This is a genomic window from Variovorax sp. AC103 (genome assembly GCF_979254005.1).
The window spans coordinates 120916-137611 of sequence record NZ_CEEDFC010000025.1 but is presented as its reverse complement, the minus strand read 5'-3'; the positions used below and the strand labels follow the sequence as shown (position 1 = coordinate 137611).

Annotated in this window: 15 protein-coding genes, 1 tRNA gene and 1 pseudogene; 5 read left to right on the top strand and 12 right to left on the bottom strand. The window is 68.1% G+C overall.

All coding sequences use genetic code 11. The features are described 5' to 3' along the window. Positions 1-194: 194 nt before the first annotated feature. Positions 195-815, bottom strand: coding sequence for a site-2 protease family protein (locus AC0IYU_RS29330; RefSeq protein WP_472124446.1), 621 nt, complete (start codon positions 813-815; stop codon positions 195-197). 199 nt (positions 816-1014) lie between these two features. Between AC0IYU_RS29330 and AC0IYU_RS29325 the strand changes: the two genes are divergently transcribed. Next, a complete protein-coding gene (locus AC0IYU_RS29325; protein ID WP_472124443.1) occupies positions 1015-1356 on the top strand; it encodes a hypothetical protein in 342 nt (113 codons plus the stop codon). Positions 1357-1400: 44 nt separating this feature from the next. Further along, positions 1401-1760 carry a hypothetical protein gene (locus AC0IYU_RS29320; RefSeq protein WP_472124442.1) on the top strand — a complete coding sequence of 120 codons (360 nt, stop codon included), beginning with the start codon at positions 1401-1403 and terminating at the stop codon, positions 1758-1760. A gap of 124 nt (positions 1761-1884) precedes the next feature. On the opposite strand, the gene AC0IYU_RS29315 is transcribed toward AC0IYU_RS29320, so the two are convergent. The 8 genes from AC0IYU_RS29315 to AC0IYU_RS29280 all read right to left on the bottom strand — a co-directional run bounded on the left by AC0IYU_RS29315 (position 1885) and on the right by AC0IYU_RS29280 (position 11806). Further along, entirely contained in the window at positions 1885-2133 is a 249-nt protein-coding gene (locus tag AC0IYU_RS29315; protein WP_472124439.1) for a hypothetical protein, read from the bottom strand. Positions 2134-2533: 400 nt separating this feature from the next. Beyond that, a tRNA-Arg gene (locus AC0IYU_RS29310) sits at positions 2534-2608 on the bottom strand. 105 nt (positions 2609-2713) lie between these two features. Then, positions 2714-6823, bottom strand: coding sequence for a translocation/assembly module TamB domain-containing protein (locus AC0IYU_RS29305; protein WP_472124437.1), 4110 nt, complete (start codon positions 6821-6823; stop codon positions 2714-2716). 8 nt (positions 6824-6831) lie between these two features. Beyond that, positions 6832-8769 carry an autotransporter assembly complex protein TamA gene (locus AC0IYU_RS29300; protein WP_472124435.1) on the bottom strand — a complete coding sequence of 646 codons (1938 nt, stop codon included), beginning with the start codon at positions 8767-8769 and terminating at the stop codon, positions 6832-6834. A 67-nt stretch (positions 8770-8836) separates the two neighbouring features. Continuing rightward, the gene (locus tag AC0IYU_RS29295) at positions 8837-10024 is read right to left on the bottom strand and encodes a vWA domain-containing protein (protein WP_435436901.1); all 1188 of its coding nucleotides are present in this window, start codon (positions 10022-10024) and stop codon (positions 8837-8839) included. A gap of 29 nt (positions 10025-10053) precedes the next feature. Then, positions 10054-10641 carry a GNAT family N-acetyltransferase gene (locus AC0IYU_RS29290; protein WP_435436902.1) on the bottom strand — a complete coding sequence of 196 codons (588 nt, stop codon included), beginning with the start codon at positions 10639-10641 and terminating at the stop codon, positions 10054-10056. Between the two features lie 44 nt (positions 10642-10685). Further along, positions 10686-10931, bottom strand: coding sequence for a hypothetical protein (locus AC0IYU_RS29285; RefSeq protein WP_435436903.1), 246 nt, complete (start codon positions 10929-10931; stop codon positions 10686-10688). 20 nt (positions 10932-10951) lie between these two features. Then, complete coding sequence (locus AC0IYU_RS29280; RefSeq protein WP_435436904.1) at positions 10952-11806, bottom strand: AAA family ATPase; 855 nt, start codon at positions 11804-11806, stop codon at positions 10952-10954. 151 nt (positions 11807-11957) lie between these two features. On the opposite strand from AC0IYU_RS29280, the gene AC0IYU_RS29275 reads away from it, so the two are divergent. Beyond that, the gene (locus AC0IYU_RS29275; protein WP_472124432.1) at positions 11958-12650 is read left to right on the top strand and encodes a c-type cytochrome; all 693 of its coding nucleotides are present in this window, start codon (positions 11958-11960) and stop codon (positions 12648-12650) included. Between the two features lie 82 nt (positions 12651-12732). Here the strand turns inward: AC0IYU_RS29275 and pcaG are convergent, their stop codons facing one another. Beyond that, the gene (gene pcaG / locus AC0IYU_RS29270; protein WP_472124430.1) at positions 12733-13344 is read right to left on the bottom strand and encodes a protocatechuate 3,4-dioxygenase subunit alpha; all 612 of its coding nucleotides are present in this window, start codon (positions 13342-13344) and stop codon (positions 12733-12735) included. Positions 13345-13364: 20 nt separating this feature from the next. After that, positions 13365-14090, bottom strand: a complete 726-nt coding sequence (pcaH, locus tag AC0IYU_RS29265; protein WP_435484965.1) for a protocatechuate 3,4-dioxygenase subunit beta — start codon at positions 14088-14090, stop codon at positions 13365-13367. A 104-nt stretch (positions 14091-14194) separates the two neighbouring features. Here pcaH and AC0IYU_RS29260 point away from each other — a divergent pair, with 104 nt between their 5' ends. Further along, the gene (locus AC0IYU_RS29260) at positions 14195-15184 is read left to right on the top strand and encodes a LysR substrate-binding domain-containing protein (protein ID WP_472124427.1); all 990 of its coding nucleotides are present in this window, start codon (positions 14195-14197) and stop codon (positions 15182-15184) included. Here AC0IYU_RS29260 and AC0IYU_RS29255 read toward each other — a convergent pair whose 3' ends face one another. After that, positions 15185-15619, bottom strand: a complete 435-nt coding sequence (locus tag AC0IYU_RS29255; protein ID WP_472124425.1) for a DUF1841 family protein — start codon at positions 15617-15619, stop codon at positions 15185-15187. A gap of 312 nt (positions 15620-15931) precedes the next feature. Between AC0IYU_RS29255 and AC0IYU_RS29250 the strand changes: the two are divergent. Continuing rightward, positions 15932-16696: pseudogene (locus AC0IYU_RS29250) on the top strand (hypothetical protein); the annotation flags it as partial.

Genomic DNA, 16696 nt, shown 5'->3' with positions numbered 1-16696 from the left:
GAGATCTACACGTGTGGCGCTTCGTCGGCAGCGTCAGATGTGTATAAGAGACAGGAGGGCGGGCGTCGATGGTCACGTGCAGGGCCCCGCAGCGTTGGACCGGGGGCGGTGATGAGGCAGGGAGGTTTCCCGTCACGCATTACAGCGGCGCCGTGTGACCGCGCATTGACTGCCGGACCCGGCGCATCAGCGCATCAGCGCCCCAGCAAGAAGCAGCCGACGGCCACGGCCCACGCCGCGGCGAGCGCAAGCATCAGCCACACGCTGCCTTGCAGCAGCGCATCTTTCCATCGCGGCATCTCGCTCGGCGACGGATCGACCAGCGCCAGCAGCGCCTGTCCGCCGCCCATCGACGTCAGCGGCAGCAGGTTGAGCGCTGCGCACTTCGCGGCCAGCATGCCGAGCAGCGGCGCGAAGCCGAGCGCGCCGAAACGGGCCGCCCCGTCGATCAGCCGCTGCGCGGTCGACAGCGGCGCGAGGCCGCCCGTCACGACCTGCGCAAAGCCGTGCGCCAGGCTCCCGGCGGCCGAGCCGGGGTGCAGCGCGAGGGCCACCGCGGCGAGCGCGGCGATGCCGGCGAGCGGCAGCAGCACGCGCGTCGCGCGCGGCTGGCTGTCGAAGTCGTCGAACACGACCGAGCCCCCCAGCGGCAGCACGCGCAGGCGGCACACCCCCGCCGACAGCAGCGTGGGGCCGAAGCCGAACGAGACCTCGCGCAAGGCCATGCCGAGGCAGCGGCCAAGAAGGGCGGTGACGGCGGTGTGGAGCGCGGCCAACAGGGCGATGGCGGCAAGAAACTGGAGTGCGAGAGGCATGGGCCGACCGATGTTATCGGTGGCCAGAATTTGTTAGTTTCCGTGAACTTTTGAATCTATTTCTGCTTTCTGTGCGTAGTTTTGCAGGCGGTGTACAGCAGGCCAGGGGGAGCGCATTGCCGCTTCGCGCGACCGCGCGACGCCACCCCCAGGGTGGGTGCCAGCCAATGAAACAGCAGATTTCCACGATCCGAAAAGCATGAGAACCGCAATCACGTCTTCAGGGCGGATTTTTTTCGTCTTGGTGGAGGGCGAGCCCGCCACCGTGCGCGACTACATGGTCGCCGCGCAGGTCTATCTGTCGCTGCTCGAAGAGCAGTTCGACAACGCACTCGACCTCATCTCGTCGTTCAGGGCCGCCATGGCCGAGGCCACCGACGGCCCGGGCCATCTGAGCGAAGAACAGCTGGAGTCGGCCAGGCGCTGGCTCTATGCGCATCAGCACGCGGACCGGGTCGCCAGGCCGCAGTTGAGCAAGCCGCGGGAGCAGCGTTTCGTGTTCCGTCTCGGGGCGCGCGAGACCGCAACAGCCCTCGAGTAAGGCGAGGCGCCGCGGGAGCGGCCGTGTCCGTTAATAGCCCGTTCATGGGATTGACGCTGCAAGCGCCGCAGCGACACTGGGCCGAGAAAAAAATCAACCCATGGACACGCCGACGCCCCTTGTGGCGGGCGGTCCCCGAGTCCTTTCCATTCTTGACATCACTCCCCATTTCCGTCGATCTGCAGGGCGGCTGGTCTTGCTCGTTTCACTTCAAGCAGGGCGCCAGCGGCGGCTATGCCGGGGTGGCCGAGATCGCGCGGCATGGCCTTCGGCACGGGGAGTTGGTGATCATGGCGCAGCCTTCGCTCGATGCCGCCGTGGCGCGCGTGAAGCTGCGGGCCAGCCAGTTTGTCAGCGTGCGGTCCGAGGGCGGGGCGCACAAGCCGTGGCGCCAGCGGTTGTGAATGGGGCTTTCTGCGGGCGATGAACTTCGGGGCTTGAAACTCCCCGGCCCGCCTTTTCGAGACGGGACGGGGAGAGCCTTCAGGGCCATGCGCGAAGCCGCATGAAGGCTGCCGGGGTGGCTGGCTAGCGCTCTCGCGGCGCGCAGACCTGAATCAGGTCCATCACTTCCTTCGCGAGTTCGGACGCCAGCCAGAACACGTTGTCGCGGTGCACGGGGCCCGCGTCTTCCTGGCCCGGGGCACCGTTGCCGTGGCAGTAGCACAGCAGCGAGTGGAGCTGGGTGCTCTTTTCCTCGAGCGCGGTCCAGGGGTCCGGGGGGTCGCCAGCGGGAGGTACGGGCGTGGACGGGCGGGCTATATTTGGGGTAGCCATGGGGTGCTTCCTTTAGAGGGTTGGGCACTTCGTTGGTTAGACGGCTGGGGTGTTCTTAGCACCCTGGCCGTCGCCTTTTGATACCTCGCATTTGCGTCTTTGCCGGTGGGCATCGACGACGCGCCGCGAGGCAGGCGGTTCGTTCGTTGATGTGCTCGAGGGTGATGCGCTCCTTGCCTGCTAGTGAGGCTTCAGGTGATGAGGGCATTCACTGTAGAGACGAACGGCGGGGTGCGGAAAGTGGAAATGCCCAGTAGTTCTCGAAATGCGCGGGTAAGTGCTGCGCAGTCGGGCGGGGCAACAAAGGCTGACTTTTGTAGACGCAACGAGGCCGTTGTTCGACCTGAGCGCGGTCGCCGTGTCTGGTCAGAGTGAGGGCTCCTGCGGGAGCCATTGTTTCTGGTGCGTCCAGAGGGAATCGAACCCCCATCTGGCCCTTAGGAGGGGCCCGTTCTATCCGTTGAACTATGGACGCCGTGTGTGGCCTGCGGTGGGTGGCAGGCGCTGCCCCATCTGCGACGAAGTCACGGGGCGTACAGCGGCACGCACTTTACCAGCTTGAGGCCGGCTTCCCCGCCCCTCAGTCGTACTTGACGGTGTAGATCAGGTCCAACCCACTCGTCTGCCCCGCCTGTCCCCGCAGCGTGAGCCGTGTCGTCAGGTCGTAGAAGATGAAGATCGTGCCGAAGGCCCCGCCCAGGCTGCGTTCGTAGGTCAGGTAGAAATCCTTCGACAGACGCTTGCCCAGCGTCACTGCGGACTCTTTCAGGTCGCCGCCGCTGCCCGGGCCCTTGAAGCCGAGTTCGTCCAGCCCGAAGCGGCTGGCCAGGCTGCCGCCGCTGCCACTGCCGCCGATCTTGCCGATGAGCGACAGCGCGGCCTGCTGCAGCAACGCCGACTCGCCACCGCTGGTGGCCGACGCACGGCCCAGGATCACCCACGACAGCGTTTCGGCGTCGGACAGCGCAGGCTCCGAATACAGCTTCACGCGGGGCGACTGCGCGCTCCCCGTGATCTGCACGCCCGCGCGCTGCGACAGGTTCGGGCGAATCGCCAGGATGTCGAGCGCCGGGTTGTCGAACGGCCCGTTGAAGCGCGCCACGCCGGTCTCCACGTCGAGCTGCTGGCCGTAGGCGCGGTACTGGCCCTTGACGGTCTTCACCTCGCCGGTGATGCGCGGCGGGGCATTGAGCTTGGTGCTGCGGATTTCCAGGTCGCCTTCCAGCCGCGTGGTGATGCCGCGGCCCTGCACGGCGAAGTCGTCGCCCAAATCGAAGTTGACGACGATGTCCGGCGGCTTCAGGGTCTGCGCGGTCGGTGCCTTGGCGTCCTGGGCCGCCTGTGCGTTCGCGCGTGCCGCATCGCGCTGCGCCGCCTCGGCGGCCTCGCGGTCCTTGGCGGCGGAGCGCACGACCACGTCGCTGCCCAGGCTGGGCGCGGTCTCGTCGGGCAGGATGATGACGGCGCGGTCGGTGCGCAGCTTGCCGCGCACGCTGAACTGGCCGTTGTCCAGCTTGGCCTGCAGGTCGCCCGAGAGCGTGACCTGCCTGTCGGAGCGCACCAGCACGCGCAACGCGCGCACCTGGCCCTGCAGTGCCATGCGAATGCCCGATGCGGTGCTGCTGGCGGGGCCCCAGTTCAGGCTGCCGCTGGCCGAGAGGGTGCCGCCGTCGGCGCGGGCCTCGCTGGCCGCGGTGCTGCGGTTGCCGCTCTGCCCGGCGATGCGCGCGGAACTGCCTGCGCCGCCCTTCAGGGTGAATTCGGTGATCTGCACGCTGTCGCCGTTCAGCGTGGCGCGCAGCCGGCCGTCGCGCAGGTCCAGCCCTTCGACCGGTGCGCGCAGCGCGAGCTTGTCGGCGCCCAGCGTGCCGTTCCAGCGCGGCACGGTGCGGTTGCCCGACAGGGTGGCGCTGGCGTCCAGCGTGCCGGCAATGCGCCAGCCCGGCGGCGCCAGCATCGACCACACGCCCAGGTTGGGCAGCGAGGCGTTGATGGTGCCGCCCAAGGGGGCGTCGGGCGCCCACTGCCAGCCGCCCGCGCGTTGCTGCACGCGGGTGTTGATGTCGGCGTTGATCTTGCCGGCGCGCTCGCTGTCCCAGGCCAGGGTGGCGCGCACCGCGTCGCCCTCGGCGTCGAGCCGCAGCTCGGCCTGGCGCAGGCCGGCCGGGGTGCTGGGCGCCTCGCCGTTGGCGGTGGCCGCGTTCATGGTGCGTTCGCTGGCGGTGCCCGTGCCGGTGCTGACGATGTGCGTCACCAGCGCGGCCTCGCCGGCCTGCACGCGAATGTCGCCGCTCTGGCGCGCGATGCGCACCTTGGCGCGCAGGGCGTCGGCGGCGTCGATGTCCCAGTCGCCGTCGAACATCAGGTCGCCGCTGATGCCGTATTCGCCCAGCGTGGTGTTGGCGCCCAGCGCGCCGGCCCAGGCCATGGGCAGGCCCTTGAGCTCGCCCTTCGACTGCAGGCGGAACACGCGGTTGGGCGCCGCGCCGCTCTGGCTGAAGCGCAGCGGCTGCCAGTCGATGCGCACGGTGCCGGGCACGGGGCCGCGCAGCGTGGCCGCAGCGGCGGAGGCTTCCACATCGAGGCGGGGCGCGTTGCCGGTGGTGCTGCGGATGGTGGCCGTCACGTCGCGGCTGAGTTCCACCACCCACGGGTCGCCGGGGCGGGTGCTGTCCTGCGCCTGCAGCTTCAGGCTGGCCAGCGCCGCGCGCCATTGGCCCGGCCCGGCAATGCCGCCGCTGGCGCGGGTGTCGATGTTGATCTTCTGCGTGCCGGTGGCGGCTTCGCCTTTCAGCGTGAGCGTGGCCTGCGCCAGGCTGCCGACGAGGTCGGCGCGCAGGTCGCGCAGTTGAACGTTGGTGGCGGTGCCGCCTGGCTGTGCGGCGGGCAAGGTCAACTCCAGGCGCGGCACGCCGAGCATCGCCTTCAGGCTGGGCTCGGTGATGCCGCGCTGCGCGGGCGCGTTGGCGTTCTCCAGCCGGCGCTGGATGGTCTGCCAGCCGCCTTGCCAGCTGGCGTCCAGCCTGGCGGAGCCCTTGGCGCTGGCGCCGGCGAACACGCCGGACATGCCCGGCAGGCCCTGCACCCAGCGCTGCACGGTGTCGGCGTCGTCGATGCTGGCCTTGATGTCGCCGCCGCCCGATGTCTGCGCGATGCGGCCTTCCACCTGCGCGCTGCCGCCCGGCAGCACCAGCGCGAGCTTGCCGCTGGCGGCCTGCTCGGCCACGCGCACCTGCAGCTTGCCGTCGATGCTGGCGCGCTGGGCTTCGATGCGCAGCGTGCGCAGGTCGAGCACCTGGTCTTTCCACTGGCCCTGGGCCAGCGCGCGGTCGAGCGCGAAGCCGGGCAGGGCCTTGCTGCCGGCGCCGCCTTCGGCGCGCAGCGCGGCGTCGAAGGTGATGGTGCTTTCCTTCTGTTCGGCCTTGAGCGTGCCGCTCACGGGCGCGCCCGAAAGCTCGGTGTACAGCGCGCCGGGCCGCACGCCGCGCACGGTGGCCTGGGCCTGCCAGGGCAAGGGCGCGGGGCTCCACTGGCCGGCCGCGTCGATGCGCCCGCCGCCCGCGCGCACGGTGGCTTCGGGAAGGGTCCAGCGGGTGCCGTCGAAGCCGACCCTGGCCTGCACCTGTTCAACGGGCAGCTTCTCCTGGTCCCACGGGCCGGGCAGGGCGTTGCGGATGTCGGCGGAGGCCTTCCATGCGGCGGGGCCGGTGTCGGCGTCGGGCTGCAGCTCGACGGTGCCGGTCAGCTGCGTCTGCGGCGCGCCGGGCCACAGGCTCGATGCATCGACGTTGCGCAGGTCGGCCTTGGCGTCGATCACCGGTTGGGGCAGCCACGGCGCAATTTGCGCCTGCAGCTTGGCTTCCATGGGGGCGTCGGCGTTTTCTTCGGCGGGCTTCAGCTCGGCCGCCACCTGCAGGCGCGCATCGGTGCCGGCGAGCGTGCCTTTCACGGTGGCGGTGGCCAGCACGTCGATGTGGTGGTCCTCGGCCAGCGGGGCCTTCACGCGGCCGTCGAGCGCGGCGTCGATGGCCATGGGCGCGGGGCCCTGCAGCTTCACGCGGGCGCCGTAGTGGCCGTCGGCAATGTCCACGCCCTTGATCTCCAGCGCGTGCTCGGAGGCCTTGTTGTAGCTGTAGGTGCCCGACAGGTTGAGCGCCTGCAGCACGGGCGGCCCGGCCCAGCGCACTTCGTCGATGCGAAAGGGCAGCTCGACCTCCACCGGCAGCACGATCTGTTCGAGCGGTTGGGTGGGCTCGGTGCTCGGCGCGCCGCGCTTCTCGATCAGCACCTGCTTTGCATGCACCTCGCCCAGCTGCACCTTGCGCTGGAACAGCGGGGCCAGTTGCCAGCCGATGGTGGCGTCGTTCACCTCGACGGCGATGCTCTCGCTCTGGTACTTGAGCCAGCCGATGTGGCCGCCGGTGCGCAGCGAGCCGCTCACGTCGCGGCTCTCCAGGGTCTGGCCGGCCGGCAGCCGTTGCGCGGCCTGCGCGAGCGCGAAGGCCAATGAGGTGTTGGAGCCCAGGTACCACCACGCGCCCGCGGCCAGCAGCATCACCACGAGCAGCAGGCCGGCCACGCTCCAGGCCAGGGCGCGCACCGCGCGGCGCGCGCGCGAGCGGCGCACGGCAGCCGGCACGGGCGCGGGCGTGGGTGCGGGCGTCGGCGTGGGGTCGGCGTCTGTCTGCATCGGGAAAATCAGAAGGTGAAGCCGAGGCGAAAGTGCAGGCGGAACTTCTTCGTGTCCACGCCGTAGGCCAGGTCGGCCTGCACCGGCCCCACGGGGCTGCGCCAGCGCGCGCCCACGCCCACGCCCACCTTGGGCTTGAGCTCGCCGGGCTTGTCGGCCACGGCGCCGGCGTCGACGAACATCACGCTCTCCCAGGCGGTGAGCTTGTTGTTGTAGACGACGGGGCGCTGCCACTCCACGCTGGCCACGCCCAGGTAGCGGCCCGCCACGATCTGGCCGTCGGGGCGCACGGTGCCGATTTCCTTGTAGCTGTAGCCGCGCACGGTGGTGTCGCCGCCGGTCAGGAACATCAGCGTGGAGGGAATCTGTGCGCTGTCTTTTGCGGACACCGCGCCGGCCTCCACGCGCAACTGCAGGCGGCTGCGGCGCGCGCGGCTTTCCTTGTCTTCTGCCCCGCCCAGCGGCACCACGCCGAGCCAGCGCGCGTAGGTGCGCGTGAACGGCACCTGCTCGCCGGTGAGCGTGTAGCCCGCGGCCACTTCCAGCGCCAGGCCGTAGCCGCGCGAGGGGGCGGCGTTGTCGTCGAAGTAGCGCCCGGTCCAGCCCCAGTTGGCGGTGACGGCCGAGGCCGAGGGCGGTGCGTCGATGCCGCGGTTCTGCGCGTAGTCGTACTGCAGGAAGTAGCTGCGGTCGATGTGGTCGCTCGACTTGCTGCGCCCGCCGCGCAGCCGGCCGCTGTCGACCACGTAGCTGCCCGACTGCTCGCTCTTGAGCTCGGCGCCGGTGAACCATTGCCAGCCGCGGTCGTCGGGAATGGCCTTGAGCTCGGTGCTCAGCGACTTGATGTCGCGGTCGACCGACAGCCGCGAGACGGCGCGCCAGCCCAGCAGCGGCACCTGGTTGTGAATGTGGTCCAGCGACAGGCGCGGGCCGTTGTCGGTGGTGAAGCCCACGCCGGCCACCACCTTCTGCAGCGGCGCCTCGCGCAGCTGCGCGATGACGGGCGCGGCCAGCGGGTTGCCGCTTTCGGTGTCGAGCGTGAGGAACACCGAGTCGTAGTAGCCGCTGCTGGCCAGGCGCTGCTGCGCGTCGAGCAGCTTCTGCTGGTCGTAGTCCTGTCCGCTGGGCAGGCGCGCAATGCGGCGTGCGCCGTCGGGGTCGTAGCGCTGGATGCCGCGCAGCACCAGCGGGCCGAACTTGTAGGCCGGGCCGGACTGGTAGGTGGCGCTCAGGCGCGCCTCGTGGCGGTCGGCATCGACCTCGGCGCGGCTGACCTCGATGTTGCCGGTGGGGAAGCGCTTGGCCGTGAGGCTGCGCAGCGCGGTGGTCTTGGCCTCGTCCCAGGCGCCCTGGGTGAAGGGCAGGCCGGCGCGCAGGGCCCAGTTGGTGCGAATGGCGTCGCGCTGCGCCTCGGCGCTCGCATCGTCGGCAATCGGCCCGGCATAGCTGATCTGCACGTTGCTCACCTTGGCGATGTCGCCCGGCGACACGGTGATGACGATCTCGCGCGGGGCCTTGGTGCTCTGGGGCGTCTCGGTGAGATCGAGCGTCAGCGTGGGCGTGAAGTAGCCCAGGGTGCCGAGCAGTTCGCGGGCATTGGCCTCCGCGGCCACCATGAGGCGGGAGATTTCGGTGGCGCCCAGGTCGTCGAGCTCGCGGTAGCGCTGGATTTCGAGGTGCAGCTTGAGGTAGTCGCGCACCTCCTCGGGGCCGCGCACGTCGACGGTGAAGGCGTCGCGCTTGTCTGCCTTGGCCTTCTCGCCAGTGCCGTCCGTGCCGTCATCGGCGGCGGCAGAACCGCCGCGAACGAGGCCCGCCACGGGCTGGCCCTCGGCGGTGTCCTTGTCTTTTTTCGGCAGCAGGCTGCAGCCTTGCAAAAGCAGGACGCCTGAAAAAAGCAAAGCCGGCAACCACGCCGGCGAAGAAACGGATACCGCCCTGACCATGGGCGGATTCTGACAGCAAGCAATGGCCCTTCCGGAAGGCCCTGCCAGATCGCCGGCTTCGTCCTACTTACTTGGACAGCATGCGCATCGCCTCTTCGAGGCCGCGCAAGGTCAGCGGGTACATGCGGTTGGACATGAGCTGCTGCATCACCGCGATGCTCTGGCGGTACTGCCACACGCCCTGCGGTTCGGGGTTGATCCACGCGAACTTGGGGAAGGTGTGCGTGAGCCGCTGGATCCACTCGGCGCCGGCCTCTTCGTTGTTGTATTCGACGCTGCCGCCAGGTTGCAATATTTCGTAAGGGCTCATCGTGGCGTCGCCCACGAAGATGAGCTTGTAGTCCTTGTTGTACTTGCGCAGGATGTCCCAGGTGGCGAACTTCTCGGAGAAGCGGCGCTTGTTGTTCTTCCACATGAAGTCGTACACGCAGTTGTGGAAGTAGAAGAACTCAAGGTGCTTGAACTCGGTCTTCACGGCCGAGAACAGTTCTTCCACGCGCGCGATGTGCTCGTCCATGGTGCCGCCCACGTCCATCAGCAGCAGCACCTTCACGTTGTTGTGGCGCTCGGGCCGCATCTTGATGTCGAGGTAGCCGGCGTTGGCCGCGGTCGAGTGGATGGTGTCGTCCAGGTCCAGCTCTTCCACGTTGCCTTCGCGCGCGAACTTGCGCAGCCTGCGCAGCGCCACCTTGATGTTGCGCGTGCCCAGCTCCTGCGTGTCGTCGTAGTCCTTGTAGGCGCGCTGGTCCCACACCTTCACCGCGCTCTTGTTCTTGCCGGCGCCGCCGATGCGGATGCCCTGCGGGTTGTAGCCGCCGTTGCCGAAGGGCGAGGTGCCGCCGGTGCCGATCCACTTGTTGCCGCCCTCGTGGCGTTCCTTCTGCTCCTCGAAGCGCTTTTTGAGCGTTTCCATGAGCTCGTCCCAGCCCATCTTCTCGATCTTGGCTTTTTCCTCGGCCGTGAACTCGCGCTCCAGCGTCTTCTTGAGCCAGTCGAGCGGCACTTCCTTGGTGAAGTCGGTCAGCATCTCCACGCCCTTGAAGTAGGCGGCGAAGGCGCGGTCGAACTTGTCGTAGTGCTTCTCGTCCTTCACGAGCGCGGTGCGCGAGAGGTAGTAGAAGTCGTCGATGCCGTAGGCGCCGTCGGAGTTGGGCCCCACCACGTCGGCCTTCAGGGCCTCCAGTAGCGTGAGGTATTCCTTGACCGACACGGGCAGCTTGGCCGAGCGCAGGGTGTAGAAGAAGTCGATGAGCAAGGGGTGCTCCTTGTGGGGCCGGGTGTGCGTCAGCCGCGCGGCTTGTCGAGCAGATAGAGCAGCTGGGCTTTCACCTCGGGCCACTCGCCCGCGCGCAGGCTGTACATGACGGTGTCGCGGATGGTGCCGTCGCGGCGCATCGCGTGGCCGCGAATGACGCCGTCTTTTTTCGCGCCCAGCCGCTCGATGGCGCGCTGCGAGGCGAAGTTGAAGTTGTCGGTGCGCCAGCCCACCACGTTGCAGCCCAGCGCCTCGAAGGCGTGCGTGAGCATCAGCAGCTTGCAGGTGGTGTTGACGTGCGTGCGCTGGCAGCGCGCGGCGTACCATGTGTAGCCGATTTCCGCGCGCTTCACGCCCGGCAGGATGTCGTGGAAGCTGGTGCTGCCGAGCACGGTGCCGGTGGCTTCGTCGGTGACGGCGAAGGCGAAGCGGTCGGCGGTTTTCAGCGCGGTGTCTATGTAGGCGCGCGTGTCCTGCGGTTCGGGCACGGAGGTGACGCGCAGCTTCCACAGCTCGCCGTCGGCGGCCGCGGCGCGCAGGCCTTCTTCATGGGCCGGCGACAGCGGCACCAGCGCAATGCCGCGGGCCTTCAGCGTGACGGGTTCGACGAAAGCCATCTTCAAGACTCTGTAATGGATTTTTTCAGCCGCGCATTCTTCATTCAGCCGCGCGGGTTGCCGTACTTGCGCACGTACCAGGCGCGTGCCAGTTGCACCCCGCCGCCGCCGCCCAGGCCGATCAGCAGGATGCCGAAGATCTCGCGGTTGCCGTAGCCGGCGGCGCCGAAGGCGTCGAGCCCCAGCAGCAGGCCGAGCCCGCGGCCCAGCAGCGCACCCACCACGAACAGCACGGCCTGGGCGATGCCCAGCTTCATCAGTTGCCCGGTGGGGTGCGGTGTCTGGCTCATGGATTCGGCGGCTCAGCGGCTCAGCGGTTGTTGCGTTGCATGAACACGAGCTTCTCGAAGAGCGTCACGTCCTGTTCGTTCTTCAGCAGCGCGCCCACCAGCGGCGGCACGGCGACCTTGTCTTCCTTGCTTTGCAGCGCCTCCAGCGGAATGTCTTCGGCCACCAGCAGCTTGAGCCAGTCGAGCAGCTCGGAGGTCGAGGGCTTCTTCTTCAGGCCGGGCAGGTTGCGCACGTCGTAGAAGGTCTTCATGGCGGCGGTGAGCAGCTCCTGCTTCAGGCCGGGGAAGTGCACGGCGACGATGCTCTTCATCGTCTCGGCATCGGGGAACTTGATGTAGTGGAAGAAGCAGCGGCGCAGGAAGGCGTCGGGCAGTTCCTTCTCGTTGTTGGAGGTGATGAACACCACCGGGCGGTGCTTGGCGCGAATGAGCTCGCGCGTCTCGTAGCAGTAGAACTCCATGCGGTCGATTTCGCGCAGCAGGTCGTTCGGGAATTCGATGTCGGCCTTGTCGATCTCGTCGATCAGCAACGCCACCGGCTGGTCGGCCGTGAAGGCCTGCCACAGCACGCCCTTGATGATGTAGTTCTGGATGTCCTTGACGCGCTCGCCGCCGTCGACGTCTTTCAGTTGCGAGTCGCGCAGGCGGCTCACGGCGTCGTATTCGTACAGCCCCTGCTGCGCCTTGGTGGTCGACTTGATGTGCCACTGCAGCAGCGGCAGTCCGAGCGACTGGGCCACTTCCTCGGCCAGCATGGTCTTGCCCGTGCCGGGTTCGCCCTTGACGAGCAGCGGACGTTGGAGCGTGATGGCCGCGTTGACCGCGAGCATCAGGTCCCGCGTGGCAACGTAATTGTCTGAGCCCTGGAATTTCATGAGTGAGACGGAAGCTGGGGGTGGAGAAAAGAACACACTCGACGCGCGTTGTGCAGCCTAGGGTTGGCCTGCACAGGGATCCGGGGGACCCCTGCCTATAATCGAATGTTGATTCGAAAAACTGTACTCTCCACGAGATTGTGCGCGCAAAATGAACAAGTTGTTGACCACGATGTTTGCCCTTGGTGTCGCTTGCGTGACGCTCTCGGCGCAAGCCCAGCAAGCCACGGGCAAGGCCCAGGACGGTGCGAAGAAAGTACAGATGTGCGTGGGCTGCCACGGCATCATCGGCTACCAGGCCAGCTTCCCCGAGATCCACAAGGTGCCCATGATCGCGGGGCAGAGCGCCACGTACATCACGGCCGCGCTCACCGCGTACAAGGGCGGCGACCGCAAGCACCCCACCATGCGCGCCATTGCCGACTCGCTCACCGAGCAGGACATTGCCGACCTCGCGGCCTACTACAGCCAGCTCGGCCTGAAGGACGGCGGCGCACCGCCCGCCGCGCTGGCCAAGGCCACGCCGGCCAACGTCGAGGGGCTCATCACCCGCAACGCCGACAACAGCTGCACCAAGTGCCACGGCGCCAACTTCAACACGCCCAATGACGGCACCGTGCCCAAGCTGGCCGGCCAGCATGCCGACTACCTGTTCGTCGCGCTCAAGTCGTACCGGGTGAAGAACAACGCGCACCTGGGCCGCTCCAACGCGGTGATGGGCCAGCAGGTCGAAGAGAAGAAGTTCACCACCGCCGAGCTGAAGACGCTGGCCACCTACATCAGCTCGCTGCCCGGCGAACTGAAGACGGTGCCCGAATCGCGCATTCACCACCGCGTCGACTGAGCACGCGTTTCAACGCATATCAAAAAAGCCCGCTTGCAGCGGGCTTTTTTGTGCCTCGGGTTTTCCCCGAGTCCTGCGCGAATCAGACGTCGAAGAACGCCGTCTCGTCCGCGCCCTGCATGCGGATGTCGAAGCGGTAGCTCACCGCGCCGCCTTGCACCGCGCGCTCGGCAATCAGCGTGTGGCGGCGATCGGCCGGCACGCTCTGCAGCACGTCGTCCTTCGCGTTGGCCGCGGCTTCGTCATTGAAGTACACGCGGGTGAACGCATGCAGCAGCAGGCCGCGCATCAGCACGATCACGTTGATGTGCGGCGCCTCGCCGGGCGCCTGCGCGCCGGGCTTGACGGTGTGGAACACGAAGCGGTTGCCTTCGGTGGTGCCGGTGCCGACGCGGCCGAACGCGCGAAAGCCCAGCGCGCGCGCCTCTTCGGGCGTCTGCGGGTAGCGGCCTTCGCCGTCGGGCTGGCTGATCTCGACCAGCGCGTCGTTGATCGGGTTGCCGTCGCCGTCGATCACGCGGCCTTCCAGGCGAATGCGCTCGCCGTTGGCGTTGTCCAGCGCGAGCACGGCGTCGAAGGGCTGGTCGAAGTCGTAGCCGTACTGCGTGGCGGTGAGGCCGTAGGCAAAGTAGGGGCCCACGGTCTGCGAGGGGGTCTGGCCGAAGTCGGCTTCCTGTGCGGTCATCAATGGCATGGTGTGTGTCTCCTTGCGGCTCAGCGGTTCTCGAACGGCGTCTCGTCGGCGCCGCGCAGCACGATGTCGAACTGGTAGCCCAGCGCGTAGCCCTCTTCGGTGATGTCGAGGCTGAAGTCGGCAATCAGCCGGTTGCGGTAGCGCTCGGGCGTGCCGGTGACCATCGGGTCGTACTGCAGCAGCGGGTCGCCCGGAAAGTACATCTGCGTGACCAGGCGGCTCGCAAAGCTCTGGCCGAACAGCGACATGTGGATGTGCTGCGGACGCCACGCGTTCGGGTGGTTGCCCCACGGGTAGGCGCCGGGCTTGATGGTGAGGAAGCGGTAGCGGCCTTCGCTGTCGGTCAGGCAACGGCCCGCGCCCAGGAAGTTGGGGTCCAGCGGGGCATCGTGCTGGTCGACCTTGTGCACGTAGCGGCCCGAGGCATTGGCCTGCCACAGTTCGACCAGCGTGTTGGCCACCGGGCGGCGATGCTCGTCGAGCACCTGGCCGGTGAGGATCATGCGTTCGCCCAGCGGCTCGCCGTTCTTGCGCGCGTTGCGCGTGAGGTCGTGGTCGAGTTCGCCGATGCTGTCGTGGCCGTACACCGGTTGCTGCAGCTCGCCGAGCGAGGCCTTCAGCGGAATCAGCGGCTTCTGCGGACCGCGCTTCATGGTGGACTTGTAGCCCGGGTAGACGTAGCTGGGGTGGGCCTCCCAGTCGCGTGGGGTGAGGACGGGCGAGCTGCCCTTGGTCTTGGTCAACATGAACGTTGTCTCCTGTCGTGGGACGAATCCGGGAGCCGCCACTGTAGAAGCGCTGTTCGATGATGTAAATTGAAGATTGCTCTGTTCTCAATAACCAGAAGTAATTGAAAAATTCCGCCGATCTCCGACTGGACTTCCTGCGCAACGTGCAGCTGCGCCACCTGCGCTGCTTCGTGGCGGTGGCGCAGGAGCGCCACCTGGCGCGCGCCGCCGAGCGGCTGGCGCTGAGCCAGCCGGCGGTGTCCAAGACACTGTCCGAGCTGGAGGCGATCGTCGGCACGCGGCTGGTGGAGCGCAGCAAGGCCGGCCGGCGCGGCGTGCAGGGGCTCACTGCCGCCGGCGAGCAGTTGCTGGCCCACGCCCTGCGTGTGCTCGAGGCGCTGGACGCCAGCGCGCAGGCGGTGGCGCCGGCCGCGGGCGGGCGCATCGAGCGCCTGCGCATCGGAGCGCTGCCGAGCGTGGCGCCCGCGCTGCTGCCGGTGGCGCTGGCACGGCTGCGCGACGGCTGGCCGCAGGCGCAGATCGTGGTGAAGAGCGCCGCCAACGCCGCGCTGCTCGACGAGTTGCGTGCCGGCGAGCTCGACCTGGTGGTCGGCCGCATGAGCGACCCGCGCCTCATGGGCGGCCTGAGCTTCGAGCTGCTGCACACCGAACCCTTGGTGTTCGCCGTGCGCGCCGGCCATCCGCTGGCGCTGAAAGCCGCGTCGGTGCAGGCGGTGCTGGGTTATCCGCTGGTGGTGTACGGCGAAGGCACCATCCCGCGACACAACACCGAGAGCTTCTTGTCGGCGCGCGGCCTCGTGCTGCCGACCAACGCGCTGCAGACGCTCGACGTGGCCGTGGCGCGCGCGCTGGTGGCTGTGTCCGACGCGGTGTGGATCACGCCGCTGGGCGCCGCGCGCGGCGAACTCGCGGACGGGCGCATGGTGCGCCTGCGCATCGAGACCGCGGGCACCGAGGAGCCGGTCGGCCTGCTGCAGCGCAGCGATGCCGAGCCCTCGGCACTGCGCCTGGCCATGGCCGCGCTGCTGCGCGAGGCGGCGAAGCAGCAGGGGGTGTTGCCGCCGAAGGCCAGGAAGCCGCCTCGGGGCTAGCTAGTCCTTCGTTGCGCGTCGCTGCACGCAGGCCACGTAGCCGTCGCCGTCCGGCGGGCGGCCGGCGCGCTGGCTCTCCCACATCATCTGGCCCAGGCAGTCCATCGCCTCGTGGTGCGCATGCAGCAGCGAGCCGCGGCGCGCGGCCAGCAGCTCGACGGCCTGGCGGATGCCGCGCGGCTGGTCGATGGAGCACTGCTCGCTGATCGACAGGTGCATCGACAGGTGAAGAAAAGGGTTCTCGCGGCCATTCGCGCCGTCGTACACCCGCGCCACCGCGGCGTCGGCGTCGACCAGGTCTTCGTGGTACTCGGGGTGCTCGTCGATCCAGCCGGCAGCGATGGTCTCGAGGGCTTCCATCGGCAGGCCCTGGCGATGCTTGGCGTACACGTCGCAGAAGAAGCGGCGCACGTCTTCCTGGGAGGGGTTGAACATACAGATAGAGAGAAAAAGAAAGAGAAAGAAGAAGAGGGTGTGGGGACGCGCTGCAAGCGCCGCTTCGCAAGCCGTTCGAGAGCCTTGGGATGTGCCGGACGTTCCGGGTACAAGGCGTTACATCGTTACGTAACGAATCGCTGAATGAGGTACTTCCGGCCTCTTTCGAAGGCTCCGTGTTAACCCTTGATTTTGTAAAAATACCTATAAGAATCAACGGCTTGGGAGCCCGGTAGCGCTGCTTGAAAAGTGCCGGAAAAAAGCGGCACGCATGTTGCCCCTGTAGAGACATCTTTTCTCACAGAGGCTGCCATGACCGCTCAACAAGCATCGACCGTTTCGACCGAAGGACTTGCCGCCGCTGGCGCAGCTCCTGTGGTTCTCGCTCAAGCCACCGTCACTCCGCTGGGCACTCCCGCCTCGCTGGGTTCGGCGGCGCCCGCCGCAGCTGGCCCCGCCAGCATCGGCACATTATCGAATGCCACGCCCGGCGTTGCAGTGATGCGCGACGGTGTCAGCATTCCCGTCGATGGCAATCAGACGCTGTTGCCCGGCGACCGCGTGATCGTGCCGCAGGACGGCCACGCCAACGTGCTCTTCCCCGGCTCGGCCACCAACAAGGCCCCGCTGGCGGGTGTGTTCACTGGCGGCACCGACGCCACCATCGGCTCGACCAAGCTGCCCGGCGGCCTCGAACAAGTGAATGTGGACGTTGCCTCGGGCGACCTGCAGGTGACCCCGCCGGACAGCGACGCCGACGCCGCTGCCCTGGCCGTCACCAAGAAGCTCGCGGCCGGCAGCGGCATCGGGCTGGGTGAATTCGCACTGGGCGCCCTGGGCGCCGCCGCACTGGGCGCTGCGCTCGGCGGCGGTGGCGGCGGCGGCAGCGACAGCGCGTTCCCCGTGCTCTTCGGCTCGGGCAATCCGACGAATCCCGGTGATGCCGATGCAGATGCCGATTCGGATGCTGATGCTGACGCCGATGCGGATGCGGATGGTGACGCCGACGCCGACGCTGATGCCGATGCCGATGCCGATGCCGATGCCGACGCCGACGCCGATGCCGATGCGGACGCT

Bases quoted from the DNA above. Each gene is read 5' to 3' on its own strand.
- AC0IYU_RS29330 (WP_472124446.1), bottom strand. From the start codon at position 815: ATGCCTCTCGCACTCCAGTTTCTTGCCGCCATCGCCCTGTTGGCCGCG.
- AC0IYU_RS29325 (WP_472124443.1), top strand. From the start codon at position 1,015: ATGAGAACCGCAATCACGTCTTCAGGGCGGATTTTTTTCGTCTTGGTG.
- AC0IYU_RS29320 (WP_472124442.1), top strand. From the start codon at position 1,401: ATGGGATTGACGCTGCAAGCGCCGCAGCGACACTGGGCCGAGAAAAAA.
- AC0IYU_RS29315 (WP_472124439.1), bottom strand. From the start codon at position 2,133: ATGGCTACCCCAAATATAGCCCGCCCGTCCACGCCCGTACCTCCCGCT.
- AC0IYU_RS29305 (WP_472124437.1), bottom strand. From the start codon at position 6,823: ATGCAGACAGACGCCGACCCCACGCCGACGCCCGCACCCACGCCCGCG.
- AC0IYU_RS29300 (WP_472124435.1), bottom strand. From the start codon at position 8,769: ATGGTCAGGGCGGTATCCGTTTCTTCGCCGGCGTGGTTGCCGGCTTTG.
- AC0IYU_RS29290 (WP_435436902.1), bottom strand. From the start codon at position 10,641: ATGGCTTTCGTCGAACCCGTCACGCTGAAGGCCCGCGGCATTGCGCTG.
- AC0IYU_RS29285 (WP_435436903.1), bottom strand. From the start codon at position 10,931: ATGAGCCAGACACCGCACCCCACCGGGCAACTGATGAAGCTGGGCATC.
- AC0IYU_RS29280 (WP_435436904.1), bottom strand. From the start codon at position 11,806: ATGAAATTCCAGGGCTCAGACAATTACGTTGCCACGCGGGACCTGATG.
- AC0IYU_RS29275 (WP_472124432.1), top strand. From the start codon at position 11,958: ATGAACAAGTTGTTGACCACGATGTTTGCCCTTGGTGTCGCTTGCGTG.
- pcaG (WP_472124430.1), bottom strand. From the start codon at position 13,344: ATGCCATTGATGACCGCACAGGAAGCCGACTTCGGCCAGACCCCCTCG.
- pcaH (WP_435484965.1), bottom strand. From the start codon at position 14,090: ATGTTGACCAAGACCAAGGGCAGCTCGCCCGTCCTCACCCCACGCGAC.
- AC0IYU_RS29255 (WP_472124425.1), bottom strand. From the start codon at position 15,619: ATGTTCAACCCCTCCCAGGAAGACGTGCGCCGCTTCTTCTGCGACGTG.